Raw genomic sequence first — 14,107 nt, forward strand, 5'->3', positions numbered from 1 at the left:
CACCTGACAAATATTAGCGTTTCACAAGCCTTAATGCACTCCCTACACTCTGCGCCATCGTACCTGCAACAATAAAAAGAGAAGATGATGCAACAACCTGGGAAAGGATTTTTAGTCTGGCTGGCTGGACTCAGCGTACTGGGCTTTCTGGCGACCGATATGTATCTTCCGGCTTTCGCCGCCATGCAACAAGATTTGAACACTTCTGCGGCCTCCGTCAGCGCTAGCCTGAGCCTGTTCCTGGCAGGCTTTGCGCTGGGCCAGCTTTTCTGGGGGCCCCTTTCCGATCGCTATGGCCGCAAGCCGGTGCTGTTGAGCGGGCTGGCCATTTTTGCTATCGGCTGTCTGGGGATGCTGTGGGTTCGCGATGCCAACCTGATGCTCGCGCTGCGATTTATTCAGGCCCTGGGGGTTTGCGCCGCCGCGGTGACCTGGCAGGCGATGGTCACCGATTATTATCCAGCGCAAAGAACCAACCGGATTTTCGCCGCCATTATGCCGCTGGTCGGTTTATCGCCGGCGCTGGCGCCGCTGCTCGGCAGCTGGCTGCTGGTCCATTTTGAATGGCAGGCTATTTTTGCCGTGCTGTTCGCGATTACCCTGCTGCTGATGTTGCCCGCCCTGCGCCTGAAGCCAGCGAACAAACCGGTTGCCAGCGCCCAGCAGAAGCTCACGTTTCTCACCCTGCTGCGCTCGCGCGAGTATAGCGGTAACGTGCTCATCTACGCCGCCTGTTCCGCCAGCTTTTTTGCCTGGCTGACGGGGTCGCCGTTTATTCTTCATGAAATGGGCTATGGCCCGACCGTTATCGGCCTGAGCTACGTTCCGCAAACTATCGCGTTTCTGGTGGGCGGTTATGGCTGCCGCGCGGCGCTGCAAAAATGGCAGGGCCAGCAAATTCTGCCCTGGCTGCTGGCTATTTTCGCCCTCAGCGTCGCCGCCACCTGGCTGGTAGGCCTGCGGGAAAACGCCACGCTCGTTGGTCTGATGATTCCGTTCTGCGCCATGGCGGTGGTAAATGGCGGTATTTACCCTATCGTCGTCGCGCAGGCCCTGAAGCCATTCCCGCAGGCGACCGGTCGCGCCGCTGCGCTGCAAAACACCCTGCAGCTTGGCCTCTGTTTCCTTACCAGCCTGCTGGTCTCGACGCTGATTGCCACCCCGCTGCAAACGACCACCAGCGTGATGCTGGTCTCCATCGTGCTGGCCGGGATGGGCTACCGCATGCAGCACAAAGCCGCGCATCTGGCAACAAAATCGTCACATTCTTAAGGTAATGTACTGATAGTGATAAGATCCAGTAATTAGCTTGCTAAGATATTTTTGTTGAAAGCCTGTTTTTAGCGGCCTATACTGGATCTGGCGTCACATAAATAGAAAACTAATTGATTTTAACGGGAGCAGGATGCATCCCGTTTCACCATGGAAGGCCTTTCGGCAAGGGTTACCTCCCTTCCTCTGTTCTACGTCGGATAGCAGCCTCACGGATTATCCGTGAGATTTCTCACAAAGCCAAAAAAGCGTCTACGCTGTTTTAAGGTTCTGATCACTTGGGCGTGATGGAGAAGCTATGAGTTCATCGTGTATAGAAGAAGTAAGTGTACCAAATGATGACTGGTACCGAATTGCAGCTGAATTATTAGGCCGTGCGGGCATTGAAATTAATGGTCCTGCTCCCTCCGACCTGCGAATTAAAAACCCTCTCTTTTTTAAGCGCGTTTTACAGGAAGGGTCGCTGGGGTTAGGCGAGAGCTATATGGACGGCTGGTGGGATTGTGAGCGGCTGGATATATTTTTCCATAAAGTTTTACGCGCCGGTCTGGAAAATCAGCTTCCCCATCATTTCAAAGATACCTTGCGTATCGCCAGCGCACGCTTATTCAATCTGCAAAGTAAAAAACGATCCTGGATTGTCGGTAAAGAGCATTACGATTTAGGTAACGATCTGTTCAGCCGCATGCTCGACCCCTATATGCAGTACTCTTGCGCTTACTGGAAAGACGCGCAGACTCTCGATGACGCGCAGCAGGCAAAATTAGATCTGATCTGCCGTAAACTTGAGCTTGAGCCAGGGATGCGGGTACTCGATATCGGCTGCGGCTGGGGCGGGCTGGCTTACTACATGGCCAAACATTACCAGGTCAGCGTGGTTGGCGTGACCATCTCGGCAGAGCAGCAGAAAATGGCGCAGCAGCGCTGCGCGGACCTCGACGTCACCATCCTGCTCCAGGACTATCGCGACCTGCACGAAAGCTTCGATCGTATTGTTTCCGTCGGCATGTTCGAACATGTCGGGCCTAAAAATTACGCCACCTATTTTGATGTGGTCGATCGTAATCTGAAACCCGACGGTCGTTTCCTGCTGCATACCATCGGTTCGAAAAAAACCGATCATAGCGTTGACCCGTGGATTAACAAATATATCTTCCCTAACGGCTGCCTGCCGTCGGTGCGCCATATTGCCGAAGCCAGCGAATCGCATTTCGTTATGGAAGACTGGCATAATTTTGGTGCCGACTACGACACGACGCTGATGGCCTGGTATGAGCGCTTCCTCGCCAGTTGGCCGGAAATCGCCGACAACTACTCGGAACGCTTCAAACGTATGTTTAGCTATTATCTGAATGCCTGCGCTGGCGCTTTCCGCGCGCGCGATATTCAGCTCTGGCAGGTGGTTTTTTCTCGCGGGGCCGAACACGGCCTGCGCGTGGCCCGCTAAAAATATCCCCGCATCGGCGGGGATATTTTTTACTCGGCCGCCGTTTTCAGTGCCGCCTCTTTCGCCGCCAGCACGCGCTCGACGGTATCGATGACCGCCTGAGTCTGCGGATCGATTTCAATATTCACCCGATCGCCCAGCTTTTTCACCCCAAGCGTGGTGCGCTGCAGCGTTTCCGGAATTAAATGAACGCAAAAGCGGGTTGGCGTCACTTCACCGACGGTGAGGCTAATCCCATCTACGCCGATATAGCCTTTATAGAGGATATATTTCATCAACGTCGGGTCCTGAACCTTAAACCAGATCTGGCGGTTATTTTCCGAGGTGAGAATTTTCACTACTTCCGCGGTGGTCATAATATGGCCGGACATCAGGTGACCGCCAATTTCATCGCTGAATTTCGCCGCGCGCTCAACGTTAACGCTGTCGCCCTCGCCAACCTCGCCCAGATTAGTTATACGCAGGGTCTCTTTCATCAGGTCAAAACTCACTCGCGCGCCGTCTATATGGGTGACGGTCAAGCAGCAGCCGTTGTGCGCCACGGAAGCCCCGGTTTCGAGCCCCGCCAGCATATGCTCAGGCAGCTCCACGATGTGGGTGCGAAAGTTAGGTTTTTCATCGATCGCCACCACTTTGGCGGTCCCCTGCACAATACCGGTAAACATATTTTGCTCCTGTATAAATTCGTGACGGTATCAGTACCGTTTTAGGCTATGACGAACAATAACAGGTGGCAAAACAGGTTGCCAGCGCACAACGTGCAGTGGAATTTTTTCACTGGCTAAATGGCTAATCCTCGCTACAATAGTCTGGCAAATCCCTCTGCTTTTCTTCTTGCTGCCACATATGGCGGCTTTTTTAGTCCTCCAATAACAACAATATAAAGGTGTTTACGTGCAGAAGTATTTTATTGAAGCGCGTCAGTTATTAGCACTGGCTATACCCGTTATACTCGCCCAGGTGGCGCAAACCGCCATGGGCTTCGTCGATACCGTGATGGCGGGTGGCTATAGCGCCACCGACATGGCGGCCGTCGCCATCGGCACCTCTATCTGGCTACCGGCGATCCTCTTTGGCCACGGCCTGCTGCTGGCCCTGACGCCCGTTATTGCCCAACTGAATGGTTCCGGCCGTCGCGAGCGTATTGCTCACCAGGTACGCCAGGGGTTCTGGCTGGCTGGCTTCGTCTCCCTGCTGGTGATGGTCGTGCTGTGGAACGCCGGTTACATTATCAGCTCAATGCATAACATCGACCCGGCGATGGCAGAGAAGGCGGTCGGCTACCTGCGGGCGCTGCTGTGGGGCGCGCCCGGCTATCTGTTCTTTCAGGTCGCTCGCAACCAGTGTGAAGGACTGGCGAAAACCAAGCCGGGTATGGTAATGGGATTTATCGGTCTGCTGGTCAACATTCCGGTGAACTACATTTTTATCTACGGCCACTTTGGTATGCCGGAGCTCGGCGGTATCGGCTGCGGCGTGGCGACGGCATCGGTTTACTGGGTTATGTTTTTCAGCATGCTCTTCTGGGTGCGCCGCGCGCGTTCGATGCGCGATATTCATCACACAGAGCGCTTCAGCAAACCGGATTTCGCCGTCATTCAGCGTCTGGTACAGCTGGGCCTGCCGATTGCGCTCGCGCTGTTTTTCGAAGTGACGCTCTTCGCCGTCGTGGCGCTGCTGGTTTCGCCGTTGGGGATCGTTGACGTCGCCGGGCATCAGATAGCCCTCAACTTCAGCTCGCTGATGTTCGTCTTACCGCTCTCGCTGGCGGCAGCGGTGACCATTCGCGTCGGTTTCCGTCTCGGGCAGGGTTCCACGCTGGAGGCCCAGACCTCAGCCAGAACCGGCGTCGGCGTCGGGGTGTGCATGGCCGTTTTCACGGCGGTTTTCACCATTCTGATGCGCAAGCAAATCGCGCTGCTGTATAACGATAATCCCGAGGTGGTTACCCTCGCGTCCCAGCTGATGCTGCTGGCGGCGATCTACCAGATTTCCGACTCCATTCAGGTGATCGGCAGCGGGATTCTGCGCGGCTACAAAGACACGCGTTCCATCTTCTTTATCACCTTTACCGCCTACTGGGTATTGGGACTGCCGAGCGGCTACCTGCTGGCGCTGACCGATATCGTGGTACCGCGCATGGGCCCCGCCGGGTTCTGGTGCGGCTTTATTATTGGCCTCACCTCCGCCGCCGTAATGATGATGCTGCGCATGCGTTTCCTGCAGCGTCAGCCTTCCAGCGTCATTTTACAACGCGCGGCGCGCTAACCCGTCGCGGAAGCGAAGTCGCTATCCAACGGCGCTGATTCAGCGCCGTTTTCTCATACTGGTGAAGAAATATTCTTTTGCATCAGTAAAATATAACCAATATGGATAAAACTTCTGCGATCGTGAGAAATCTGGAAGAAAAGTGACGTTTGCCTCTTGCCACAACCCCTCCCTCCCGCTAATATGCGTCCCCGTTGCCACTGCAACATTGCGTTCATAGCTCAGTTGGTTAGAGCACCACCTTGACATGGTGGGGGTCGTTGGTTCGAGTCCAATTAAACGCACCATAATGCGTCCGTAGCTCAGTTGGTTAGAGCACCACCTTGACATGGTGGGGGTCGGTGGTTCGAGTCCACTCGGACGCACCATTTCACAGCCTCGTGATCTGGTGCCTTTTATCTCCCGCATTGAAATATCCGAAAATTACTTTCAGCACTGGCGATACGCTATTTTCTGATTTTTCCCGGTCGTGTCCTTAATATCTTTCACCATTCCGACAACTTATTTCCCGCGCTTATGTAAAGAGACGTAAAGCCCTGCGCCGCGTCTACGCTGCATTTATTAACGCAGCGGCCCCGCCGATATTCCCTCGCGAATAAAAATCTTTCGTTAGATCATAACCCGTTATGCTGACATTCATTAAAAACAAGCGAAACGGTAACAGCAGCGCAATTCAGAGTATTTCAAAAAATATCACCACAAACCGGTTTGACTGTTCAAAAATAACGACTAAATTTAATTTCTGAACGACAACGGATACGTACCTGAAGCGTATCTTCCTGACATAAACTCAACAACAGAGGTATGAAAATATGGCAGAACATCGTGGTGGTTCCGGTAATTTCGCTGAAGACCGTGATAAAGCATCTGAAGCAGGACGTAAAGGCGGTCAGCACAGCGGTGGTAACTTTAAAAACGATCCGCAGCGCGCATCTGAGGCCGGAAAGAAAGGCGGCCAAAATAGCCATGGCGGCGGGCGTAAATCTGATAATTCCTGATATTAATCGCCTCATTCTCTTGTAACTAAAAGAGTAACCTGCGAGTCTGCGGACTCGCAGTTATTCTCCGTTTATAAAGGTAATTAATATGAATATGAAGAGCATAGAAGACGTTTTTATTCATCTTTTATCGGATACATATAGCGCAGAAAAACAATTAACCCGCGGCCTGGCGAAACTCGCCAGAGCGGCGTCCAGCGAACAGCTTAGCGCCGCGTTCAAGGCCCACCTGGAGGAGACTCAGGGGCAAATTGAACGTATCGATCAAATTGTCGAGCAAGAGCCTAATATCAAAATTAAACGGATGAAATGCGTGGCCATGGAGGGGCTGATTGAAGAAGCTAACGAAGTTATTGAGAGCACGGAGAAAAATGAAGTGCGGGATGCGGCATTAATTGCCGCTGCGCAAAAGGTTGAACATTATGAAATTGCCAGCTACGGCACTCTCGCCACTTTAGCAGAACAGCTTGGCTATAAAAAAGCGGTTAAACTTTTAGCGGAAACGTTAGAAGAAGAAAAATCAACCGACCTTAAATTAACTGACCTGGCGGTCGGCAATATTAATAAAGACGCCCAAAATAAATAGCCAGATGGTAAACCAATATTAAGGAGTTGATTATGAATTATCTTGAACATTATCACGACTGGCTACGCGATGCGCATGCAATGGAAAAACAGGCAGAATCTATGCTGGAATCCATGGCGAGCCGCATCGATAATTATCCTGACCTGCGCAGCAGAATTCAACAGCACGTAACTGAAACCAAACGCCAAATTACGGTACTGGAGGAGATTCTGGATCGTAATAATATATCACGCTCGGTGCTGAAGGATTCCATGAGCAAAATGGCCGCGTTGGGCCAATCCATTGGCGGGATGTTCCCTTCCGATGAAATCGTTAAAGGGTCAATTAGCGGTTATGTATTTGAGCAGTTTGAAATTGCCTGTTATACCTCCCTGCTTGCCGCCGCGAATAAAGCCGGCGACACCGCCTCAATCCCCGCCATCGAATCGATTCTGGCAGAAGAGCAGGCCATGGCCGACTGGCTGCTGAAACATATTCCGCAAACAACGGAAGAGTTCCTTCTGCGCTCTGAAGCCGAAGGCGTTGAAGCGAAAAAATAAGCAATAAGGATAAGAGCCTATGTTCCGACACGTTAAGCAGCTTCAGTATACCGTAAGGGTCGCCGAGCCGAATCCGGGACTGGCGAACCTTCTTCTGGAACAATTCGGCGGTCCCCAGGGCGAACTGGCCGCCGCATGCCGGTATTTTACTCAGGGCCTGAGCGATGACGATCCGGGCCGTAAAGATATGCTGATGGACATTGCCACCGAAGAGCTGAGCCACCTTGAAATTATCGGCTCGCTGGTTGGCATGCTCAATAAAGGGGCCAAAGGCGCCCTGGCGGAAGGCGCGGAAAACGAAGCCGACCTGTACCGCTCGCTTACCGCTAACGGTAACGACAGCCATATCACCTCTTTGCTGTATGGCGCAGGCACGCCGCTGACCAACTCCGCCGGGGTGCCCTGGACCGCCGCCTATATTGATACGATTGGTGAGCCAACCGCGGATTTACGCTCCAACGTGGCGGCCGAGGCGCGGGCCAAAATCATTTATGAGCGCCTGATCAACGTCACTGATGACCCCGGAGTGAAGGATGCGCTGGCCTTTCTGATGACCCGGGAAGCCGCTCATCAGCTCTCTTTCGAAAAAGCGCTCCAGTCCATCAGAAATAACTATCCGCCGGGAAAATTACCGCCCGTCCCTGAATACGCCAGCACCTACTACAATATGTCAGAGGGCGACGACATTCGCGGTAGCTGGAATAGCGATAGGCACTTCGAATATGTGGCAAATCCACAGCCTGCAGTGGATGGCGGAGAGGGTGGCGCCAGCGTTAAGCTAACGGCCAAACAAAAGGCCCTGGCGAAAACCATGGCGAAACGGACCCAATCCGATCCGGATGGCGATCCTCTGACCGGCGCAGAGCTCGGCGCAGGCAAGAAAAGCCCTGGTCCTCGATAACCTGCTGTTAATCACTTCCCCCTGCTCAATTCGGGGGGGTGTTCTGTGATGGGGTCCGGAATATGTTTGAACTCGACGCGTTTAATCTGGCTCGGCTGCAGTTCGCATTTACCGTCTCTTTTCATATCCTTTTTCCGGCGATTACCATCGGACTGGCCAGCTATCTGGTGGTGCTGGAGGGGATGTGGCTGCGGACAAAAGATGACGTCTGGCGCTCATTGTATAATTTCTGGCTGAAAATTTTTGCCGTTAATTTCGGGATGGGCGTGGTTTCAGGCCTGGTCATGGCTTATCAATTCGGCACCAACTGGAGCGGTTTCTCACAGTTTGCCGGTAGTATTACCGGTCCCCTGCTGCTTTACGAAGTGCTCACCGCCTTTTTTCTCGAAGCCGGTTTCTTAGGCGTTATGCTCTTTGGCTGGAACAAAGTTCCTCCCGGCCTGCACTTCTTCACCACCTGCATGGTGGCGCTGGGCACGCTGATGTCAACCTTCTGGATCCTCGCGTCAAATAGCTGGATGCAGACGCCGCAGGGTTTTACCATTGAAAACGGTCATGTCATTCCCCAGGACTGGCTGGCGATTATCTTTAACCCTTCTTTCCCCTATCGTCTGTCCCATATGGCGATTGCCGCTTTTCTCAGCAGCGCGATGTTCGTCGGCGCCTCCGCCGCCTGGCATCTTCTGCGGGGCAATGATACGCCGGCCATACGTAAAATGTTTTCCATGGCGATGTGGATGGCCCTGCTGGTCGCGCCGGTCCAGGCTATCGTTGGCGATATGCACGGGCTCAACACGCTTGAACATCAGCCGGCAAAAATCGCTGCCATAGAAGGCCACTGGGAGAACAAACCCGGAGAAGCCACCCCGCTGCTGCTGTTTGGCGTGCCCGATATGGATGAAGAACGCACCAAATACGGGCTGGAAATCCCTGCGCTTGGCAGCCTGATCCTCACCCATAGCCTGAACAAGCAGGTCCCGGCGCTGAAAGATTTTCCGCCGCAGAATCGGCCAAACTCCCTTATCGTCTTCTGGTCTTTCCGCATCATGGTCGGCATGGGCATGTTGATGATTGCCCTCGGCGTATGGAGCCTGTGGCTCCGCTACCGGCAGCGTCTTTTTCACTCCCGCGCCTTTCAGTGGTTTGCGCTGGCGATGGGGCCGGCGGGGCTGCTGGCGCTGCTGGCCGGCTGGATCACGACCGAAGCGGGACGCCAGCCCTGGGTCATCTATGGTTTATTACGCACCCGGGATGCGGTCTCTCTCCACAGCACAGCGCAAATGATCGTCAGCCTGCTGGTCTTTATCGTGGTGTACTGTTCGGTGTTTGGCGTAGGTTATTACTACATTATCCGGCTGATTCAGAAAGGGCCTCAGCCCGTCAGCGAATTGACATCGACAACCTCCGGTACGCCGGCTCGCCCCCTTTCCGCCGCAGAGGCCGTGCCTGAAGAGGAGACTCGCTAATGGGCATCGATATCCCCGTTATCTGGTTTGTCATCATAGTGTTTGCCACGCTGATGTATATCGTTATGGACGGCTTCGATCTCGGCATCGGAATCGTCTTCAGCTTTGTGCCCAACGCCAACGAGCGCGACGTGATGATGAACAGCGTCGCCCCGGTGTGGGACGGCAATGAGACATGGCTTGTGCTGGGCGGCGCGGGGCTATTCGGCGCCTTTCCGCTGGCCTACGCCGTCATCACCGATGCGCTAACGATTCCGCTCACCGCCATGTTAATTGGCCTGATCTTTCGCGGCGTCGCCTTCGAATTTCGTTTTAAGGCCACCCCCTCCCATCAAAAATTCTGGGATTACTCATTTGTGGGCGGCTCGTTGTTGGCTACCTTTAGCCAGGGGATAGTCGTGGGCGCGGTCATCAGCGGCTTTGAGGTTGCCGACCGCAGGTTCATCGGCTCAGCGCTGGACTGGCTGACGCCCTTTAGCCTGTTCTGCGGCTTAGGGCTGGTGGTGGCTTATACGCTCCTCGGCACCACCTGGCTTATCATGAAAAGCGAAGGCGCGCTGCAGCAGCGCATGCGTGAGCTGACCCGTCACACGCTTCTGGCGCTGATGGCGGTTATCGCCGTGGTCAGCGTCTGGACGCCGCTGGGCTGGCCGTCCGTTGCTGAACGCTGGTTTACCCTGCCTAATTTCTACTGGTTTGTGCCCGTTCCCATTCTGGTACTCGTCTTTAGCCTGTGGATCTGGCGCCTGAGCGCTCATCCCGCAAGCCACGCCCGCCCTTTCCTCCTGACGCTTGGGCTTATTTTTCTCGGCTTCAGCGGCCTGGGCATCAGTCTGTGGCCCAATATCATCCCTCCGCATATCACGCTGTGGGAAGCCTCCGCGCCGCCGGCCAGCCAGCTATTTATGCTGGTAGGAACCCTGCTTATCATTCCGGTGATTTTGGTTTACACCGCATGGAGCTACTACGTATTCCGCGGCAAAGTTTCCGGAAATGAAGGCTATCACTGAGGTGGGCTATGGCTGACTGGCATACGCGGGCCATTATCTATCAGATTGATTCAGCGCTGTTTTACGATCTTAACGGCGATGGCTGCGGCGATATCGCCGGGATCGCCGCGAAGCTGCGCTATATTCGCCGGCTGGGCGCGACGGTGATCTGGATAACGCCCTTCTACCTGACGCCGTTTCTGGATGAGGGTTACGATGTCAGCGACCATCTGCAGGTCGATCCGCGATTTGGTCAACTGGCGGATATCATTGCTTTTATCGAGCAGGCCCGCGAATTAGGCATGCAGGTTATTATTGAATTGCTGATCCAGCACACCTCCGACGCTCACCCATGGTTTCAACAAGCGCGGCGCAGCCGTCGCTCGCCGTTCCGCGACTATTATCTGTGGGCAGATAGCGATGATGACGATACGCCGCCCATGTTTCCCGGCGTCGAAGAGAGCATCTGGTCGTGGGATGACGAAGCCGGGCAATATTTTCGCCATATGTTTTACCGCCATGAACCCGATCTCAATCTGGCCTCTCCCGCGGTGATCAAAGAGGTCGAAAATATCGTTATCTTTTGGCTGAAGCTGGGGGTTTCCGGCTTTCGTCTGGATGCCGCCTCGCATTTGACGAAACAGGCCGGACGCGGCGAGGAGAAACGCGGGCTATGGCTCCTGGAACATCTGCGTCGGCTGGTTGAACGACATAATCCGCAGGCCATACTGCTCGGCGAAGTCGACGTTGAGGTGGCGCAGTATCGCGACTATTTTGGCGATAATAACCGACTTAATATGGTACTTAACTTCTGGCTGAACAAATATTTTTACGTCAGCCTCGCCAGCCAGAGCGCCCACCCGCTGATCGACGCCATCAAGAAAATGGTGGTGCCTCCTGACGCCTGCTGCTTCGCAAACTGGCTGCGCAACCACGATGAACTGGATCTTGAAGGGATCGGTAACAAGAACAAGCAGACCGTGCTGGATGCCTTCGCGCCGGATAAGGAGATGAACGTTTATCAGCGCGGTATTCGTCGTCGGCTGGCGCCCATGCTGAATGGCGACCGGCGGCGGCTGGCGTTCTGTCACGCCGTGCTTTTTTCGCTGCCCGGCGTACCGATCATGCGCTACGGGGATGAGATCGGCATGGGTGACGACCTGGCGCTGGAAGAGCGCTACGCGGTGCGTACGCCGATGCAGTGGGCCGGTTCAGCGGGCGGCGGCTTCTCCGCAGCCGATCCGCAGACGTTTGTGGCTCCCATGATCGACCGGGGACCGTTTCGCTATCAGAAAGTCAACGTCGCTGATTCCCTGCTGCACCGCCATTCTCTCCTGCACCGTATTATTGATATCGCCAATACGCGGTCAGAATTCCCGGAAATCGCCGTTGCGCCTTTCCGCATCATTAGCACCGATCGGCAGGCGATTCTCGGGATCTGCTACGATGACCACGAGCGCAGCGTTATCGCCTTTCTTAATTTCAGTGATAAACCGCTGCGTTTTACCGCGAAAGGGATCTATGCGGCGGTGTGGACGCCCTGCCTGGCCGACAAAACCTACGCGGACGCCCTCACTCCCGGTAAGCACTCTAAGCTGGAGATTAGCGCATATGGCTATCGATGGTTCTGGACCAGCAGTAGCGCGCTGCGTTAGCGTTTTTTACGCGAGATAAACCATTTTGCTAAAAGTACCCCCGCCGCTGCCGCGCCGCCCAGCAGCGCTTTTCCGGGCACGCCGGAAGTGATGGCGGTGGCGCGATATTTCGCCTCAGAGGAAAAACGCCCGTGCGTTTTATGCAATCCGCTGACCGGCTGTTCGAGATAGTCCTGACGGTCGTCGGCATTCAAGCGCCGGGTCATTTGCCCTTCCCACGCTTTTTTGACCATCAGCCGGTCAAGGAAGCCCGGGAAAAGAAATTGCCCAATAATGGACTGAATCGTGCTGCTCCCTACCCAGAGTTCGCGTACGGGCCGGCGCGCGACGTTGAAGATAGCCTGGGCGGCCACTTCCGGCTGAAATACGGGCGGCACCGGGCGCATCGCCCAGGCAAACTTATTGCGCGCCCACTCGAACTGCGGCGTATTCAGCCCCGGCATCTGTACCATCGCAATACTCACGCCGCTATTTTCATGCATCAACTCCGTACGCACCGCATCGGTAAAACCCCGAATCGCGGCCTTTGCCCCGCAGTAGGCGGACTGTAGCGGAATGGAGCGATAGGCGAGCGCGGAGCCAACCTGGATAATCACTCCGCGATCGCGGGGCGTCATCAGCGCCAGCGCGGCGCGAGTCCCGTTGACGTAGCCGAGGTAGGTGACCTCGGTTACCCGTCTAAATTCGTCGTGGGTCATCGCTCTGAAAGGCGCCAGCACCGCACACATCGCGTTATTGACCCATACCTCGATAGCCCCGAGCCGATTTTCGATTTCGCCGGCGGCGGTCAAGAGCGCATCGGCATTTGCCACATCGGCCTGCACGGTATGCACCCGAACGCCGCAACGAAGGAGCTCCTGCTTCGTCGCCTCAAGGCTTCGGCCATCGCGGGCAATAATGCCGACGTCATAGCCTGCCCGTGCAAAGCGCAGGGCCGTTGCTTTACCGACTCCCGCAGTACCGCCAGTGATCGCCATGACTGCCATATAAACCTCCGCAATAAAAGCGTTATGCGCTCTGCCAGCTGGGCAGTTTCTCGATGAGCATCGCCAGTGAATAGCGCACGGCTTTCTCCACAACATCCTGGCACTCGCCGGAAAACAGCGTTTTATGCGCGTCGATACTGCCGCGAAAATTCCACGCGAACCAGACGGTCCCCGCAGGCGTCCCGTCATCGCCGCCGTCCGGCCCCGCGTATCCGCTAATGGCGATACTGATATCCGCCCCGGAACGCGCCAGCGCGCCGGTGGACATCTCTTCAACGGTATGCCGACTGACGGCGCTATATTTCTCCAGCGTTGAGGCGTTGACGTCGAGAAGCTGCTGTTTCGCCCGATCGCTAAAAGTGATTAAGCCAATATCGTAGAATGCGGCCGTATCCGCTTCCGCGCACAGCGCTGCCGCCAGGCTACCGCCGGTGCAGGATTCCGCGGTGGTTAAGCGTAAACGACGGTCAATCAGCGCGCTGGCGACCTGTTTAGTCAACTCGCCGGTGGTTTTCGCCTGGTTATAAGGGTTATTTGACATAAAAAGACCTTTTTAACTCTCAGCAGGAATAATAGAAATGTGGCCATTCCGTTCCAGTATGGCATATTTGATTTTACTTAATTCCGTAATACCCTGATTCTGCCGCGCGGCGACCAGGATATCATCACAGGAGACGTCCACTTTTTTCAGCTTATCAATTAACGGCACGCCATTTTCGACTAAAATCACCGGGCAACCATCAAGCGCTGACTCTGCGCCAGCGGAATATTTCTTCATTAATCCGAAAAGCATATCCACGACCACCAGCGTCATAATCGTCAGCATTGCGCCGGTCACCGAAAAATCGTTCCCCAGCAGCGCCTGCTGGGTAGCCTCGCTGATAATAAGTAATAAAATCAGATCAAAGCTGGTCATTTGTAATAGTGCCCGGCGGCCGGCGATTTTAAACACCACCAGCAAAATTAAATATATCGCTAACGCACGCAAGACCATCTCCAT

General features: G+C 54.7%; 14 protein-coding genes and 2 tRNA genes. 12 read left to right on the forward strand and 4 right to left on the reverse strand.

Annotated features, from left to right (window positions below):
• Positions 1 to 87 precede the first annotated feature (87 nt).
• A complete protein-coding gene (gene punC, locus ABLU87_RS27625; protein ID WP_348865974.1) occupies positions 88 to 1,272 on the forward strand; it encodes a purine nucleoside transporter PunC in 1,185 nt (394 codons plus the stop codon).
• A gap of 298 nt (positions 1,273 to 1,570) precedes the next feature.
• Entirely contained in the window at positions 1,571 to 2,719 is a 1,149-nt protein-coding gene (gene cfa, locus ABLU87_RS27630; protein ID WP_014838673.1) for a cyclopropane fatty acyl phospholipid synthase, read from the forward strand.
• 29 nt (positions 2,720 to 2,748) lie between these two features.
• Here cfa and ABLU87_RS27635 read toward each other — a convergent pair whose 3' ends face one another.
• Positions 2,749 to 3,384, reverse strand: a complete 636-nt coding sequence (locus ABLU87_RS27635) for a riboflavin synthase (RefSeq protein WP_025105841.1) — start codon at positions 3,382 to 3,384, stop codon at positions 2,749 to 2,751.
• 229 nt (positions 3,385 to 3,613) lie between these two features.
• Here ABLU87_RS27635 and mdtK point away from each other — a divergent pair, with 229 nt between their 5' ends.
• From mdtK to ABLU87_RS27685, 10 genes are all read left to right on the forward strand, one after another.
• Complete coding sequence (gene mdtK, locus ABLU87_RS27640) at positions 3,614 to 4,987, forward strand: MdtK family multidrug efflux MATE transporter (RefSeq protein ID WP_014229610.1); 1,374 nt, start codon at positions 3,614 to 3,616, stop codon at positions 4,985 to 4,987.
• A gap of 210 nt (positions 4,988 to 5,197) precedes the next feature.
• Positions 5,198 to 5,274 (forward strand) — tRNA-Val (locus ABLU87_RS27645).
• Between the two features lie 4 nt (positions 5,275 to 5,278).
• A tRNA-Val gene (locus ABLU87_RS27650) sits at positions 5,279 to 5,355 on the forward strand.
• Positions 5,356 to 5,799: 444 nt separating this feature from the next.
• The gene (locus tag ABLU87_RS27655) at positions 5,800 to 5,985 is read left to right on the forward strand and encodes a general stress protein (protein WP_004136767.1); all 186 of its coding nucleotides are present in this window, start codon (positions 5,800 to 5,802) and stop codon (positions 5,983 to 5,985) included.
• Positions 5,986 to 6,073: 88 nt separating this feature from the next.
• The gene (locus ABLU87_RS27660) at positions 6,074 to 6,571 is read left to right on the forward strand and encodes a ferritin-like domain-containing protein (protein ID WP_116280970.1); all 498 of its coding nucleotides are present in this window, start codon (positions 6,074 to 6,076) and stop codon (positions 6,569 to 6,571) included.
• 32 nt (positions 6,572 to 6,603) lie between these two features.
• Positions 6,604 to 7,110 (forward strand): ferritin-like domain-containing protein, encoded by a 507-nt coding sequence (locus tag ABLU87_RS27665; protein ID WP_122117401.1) that lies wholly within the window; start codon positions 6,604 to 6,606, stop codon positions 7,108 to 7,110.
• Positions 7,111 to 7,129: 19 nt separating this feature from the next.
• A complete protein-coding gene (locus ABLU87_RS27670) occupies positions 7,130 to 8,011 on the forward strand; it encodes a manganese catalase family protein (protein WP_046878485.1) in 882 nt (293 codons plus the stop codon).
• Positions 8,012 to 8,073: 62 nt separating this feature from the next.
• Entirely contained in the window at positions 8,074 to 9,477 is a 1,404-nt protein-coding gene (locus ABLU87_RS27675; RefSeq protein WP_025105843.1) for a cytochrome ubiquinol oxidase subunit I, read from the forward strand.
• Positions 9,477 to 10,487, forward strand: a complete 1,011-nt coding sequence (gene cydB / locus ABLU87_RS27680; protein WP_025105844.1) for a cytochrome d ubiquinol oxidase subunit II — start codon at positions 9,477 to 9,479, stop codon at positions 10,485 to 10,487. Before ABLU87_RS27675 ends, cydB begins: the two co-directional genes overlap by 1 nt.
• Positions 10,488 to 10,495: 8 nt before the next feature.
• The gene (locus ABLU87_RS27685) at positions 10,496 to 12,121 is read left to right on the forward strand and encodes an alpha-amylase family protein (RefSeq protein WP_122117402.1); all 1,626 of its coding nucleotides are present in this window, start codon (positions 10,496 to 10,498) and stop codon (positions 12,119 to 12,121) included.
• Here the strand turns inward: ABLU87_RS27685 and ABLU87_RS27690 are convergent.
• From ABLU87_RS27690 to ABLU87_RS27700, 3 genes are read right to left on the reverse strand one after another with little or no spacing between them, the layout of a single operon-like run.
• The gene (locus ABLU87_RS27690) at positions 12,118 to 13,107 is read right to left on the reverse strand and encodes an SDR family oxidoreductase (protein WP_014229616.1); all 990 of its coding nucleotides are present in this window, start codon (positions 13,105 to 13,107) and stop codon (positions 12,118 to 12,120) included. The genes ABLU87_RS27685 and ABLU87_RS27690 overlap by 4 nt on opposite strands.
• Before the next feature lie 22 nt (positions 13,108 to 13,129).
• Positions 13,130 to 13,648 (reverse strand): 2-oxo-tetronate isomerase, encoded by a 519-nt coding sequence (locus ABLU87_RS27695; protein WP_025105846.1) that lies wholly within the window; start codon positions 13,646 to 13,648, stop codon positions 13,130 to 13,132.
• A 12-nt stretch (positions 13,649 to 13,660) separates the two neighbouring features.
• A complete protein-coding gene (locus ABLU87_RS27700; RefSeq protein ID WP_025105847.1) occupies positions 13,661 to 14,107 on the reverse strand; it encodes a YetF domain-containing protein in 447 nt (148 codons plus the stop codon).

Origin of the sequence: Klebsiella sp. CB_Kp196 (assembly GCF_040061575.1) — a bacterium.
Classification (GTDB): Bacteria; Pseudomonadota; Gammaproteobacteria; order Enterobacterales; family Enterobacteriaceae; genus Klebsiella; species Klebsiella michiganensis.

Bases quoted from the DNA above. Each gene is read 5' to 3' on its own strand.
- punC (WP_348865974.1), top strand. From the start codon at position 88: ATGCAACAACCTGGGAAAGGATTTTTAGTCTGGCTGGCTGGACTCAGC.
- cfa (WP_014838673.1), top strand. From the start codon at position 1,571: ATGAGTTCATCGTGTATAGAAGAAGTAAGTGTACCAAATGATGACTGG.
- ABLU87_RS27635 (WP_025105841.1), bottom strand. From the start codon at position 3,384: ATGTTTACCGGTATTGTGCAGGGGACCGCCAAAGTGGTGGCGATCGAT.
- ABLU87_RS27655 (WP_004136767.1), top strand. From the start codon at position 5,800: ATGGCAGAACATCGTGGTGGTTCCGGTAATTTCGCTGAAGACCGTGAT.
- ABLU87_RS27660 (WP_116280970.1), top strand. From the start codon at position 6,074: ATGAATATGAAGAGCATAGAAGACGTTTTTATTCATCTTTTATCGGAT.
- ABLU87_RS27665 (WP_122117401.1), top strand. From the start codon at position 6,604: ATGAATTATCTTGAACATTATCACGACTGGCTACGCGATGCGCATGCA.
- ABLU87_RS27670 (WP_046878485.1), top strand. From the start codon at position 7,130: ATGTTCCGACACGTTAAGCAGCTTCAGTATACCGTAAGGGTCGCCGAG.
- ABLU87_RS27675 (WP_025105843.1), top strand. From the start codon at position 8,074: ATGTTTGAACTCGACGCGTTTAATCTGGCTCGGCTGCAGTTCGCATTT.
- cydB (WP_025105844.1), top strand. From the start codon at position 9,477: ATGGGCATCGATATCCCCGTTATCTGGTTTGTCATCATAGTGTTTGCC.
- ABLU87_RS27685 (WP_122117402.1), top strand. From the start codon at position 10,496: ATGGCTGACTGGCATACGCGGGCCATTATCTATCAGATTGATTCAGCG.
- ABLU87_RS27690 (WP_014229616.1), bottom strand. From the start codon at position 13,107: ATGGCAGTCATGGCGATCACTGGCGGTACTGCGGGAGTCGGTAAAGCA.
- ABLU87_RS27695 (WP_025105846.1), bottom strand. From the start codon at position 13,648: ATGTCAAATAACCCTTATAACCAGGCGAAAACCACCGGCGAGTTGACT.
- ABLU87_RS27700 (WP_025105847.1), bottom strand. From the start codon at position 14,107: ATGGAGATGGTCTTGCGTGCGTTAGCGATATATTTAATTTTGCTGGTG.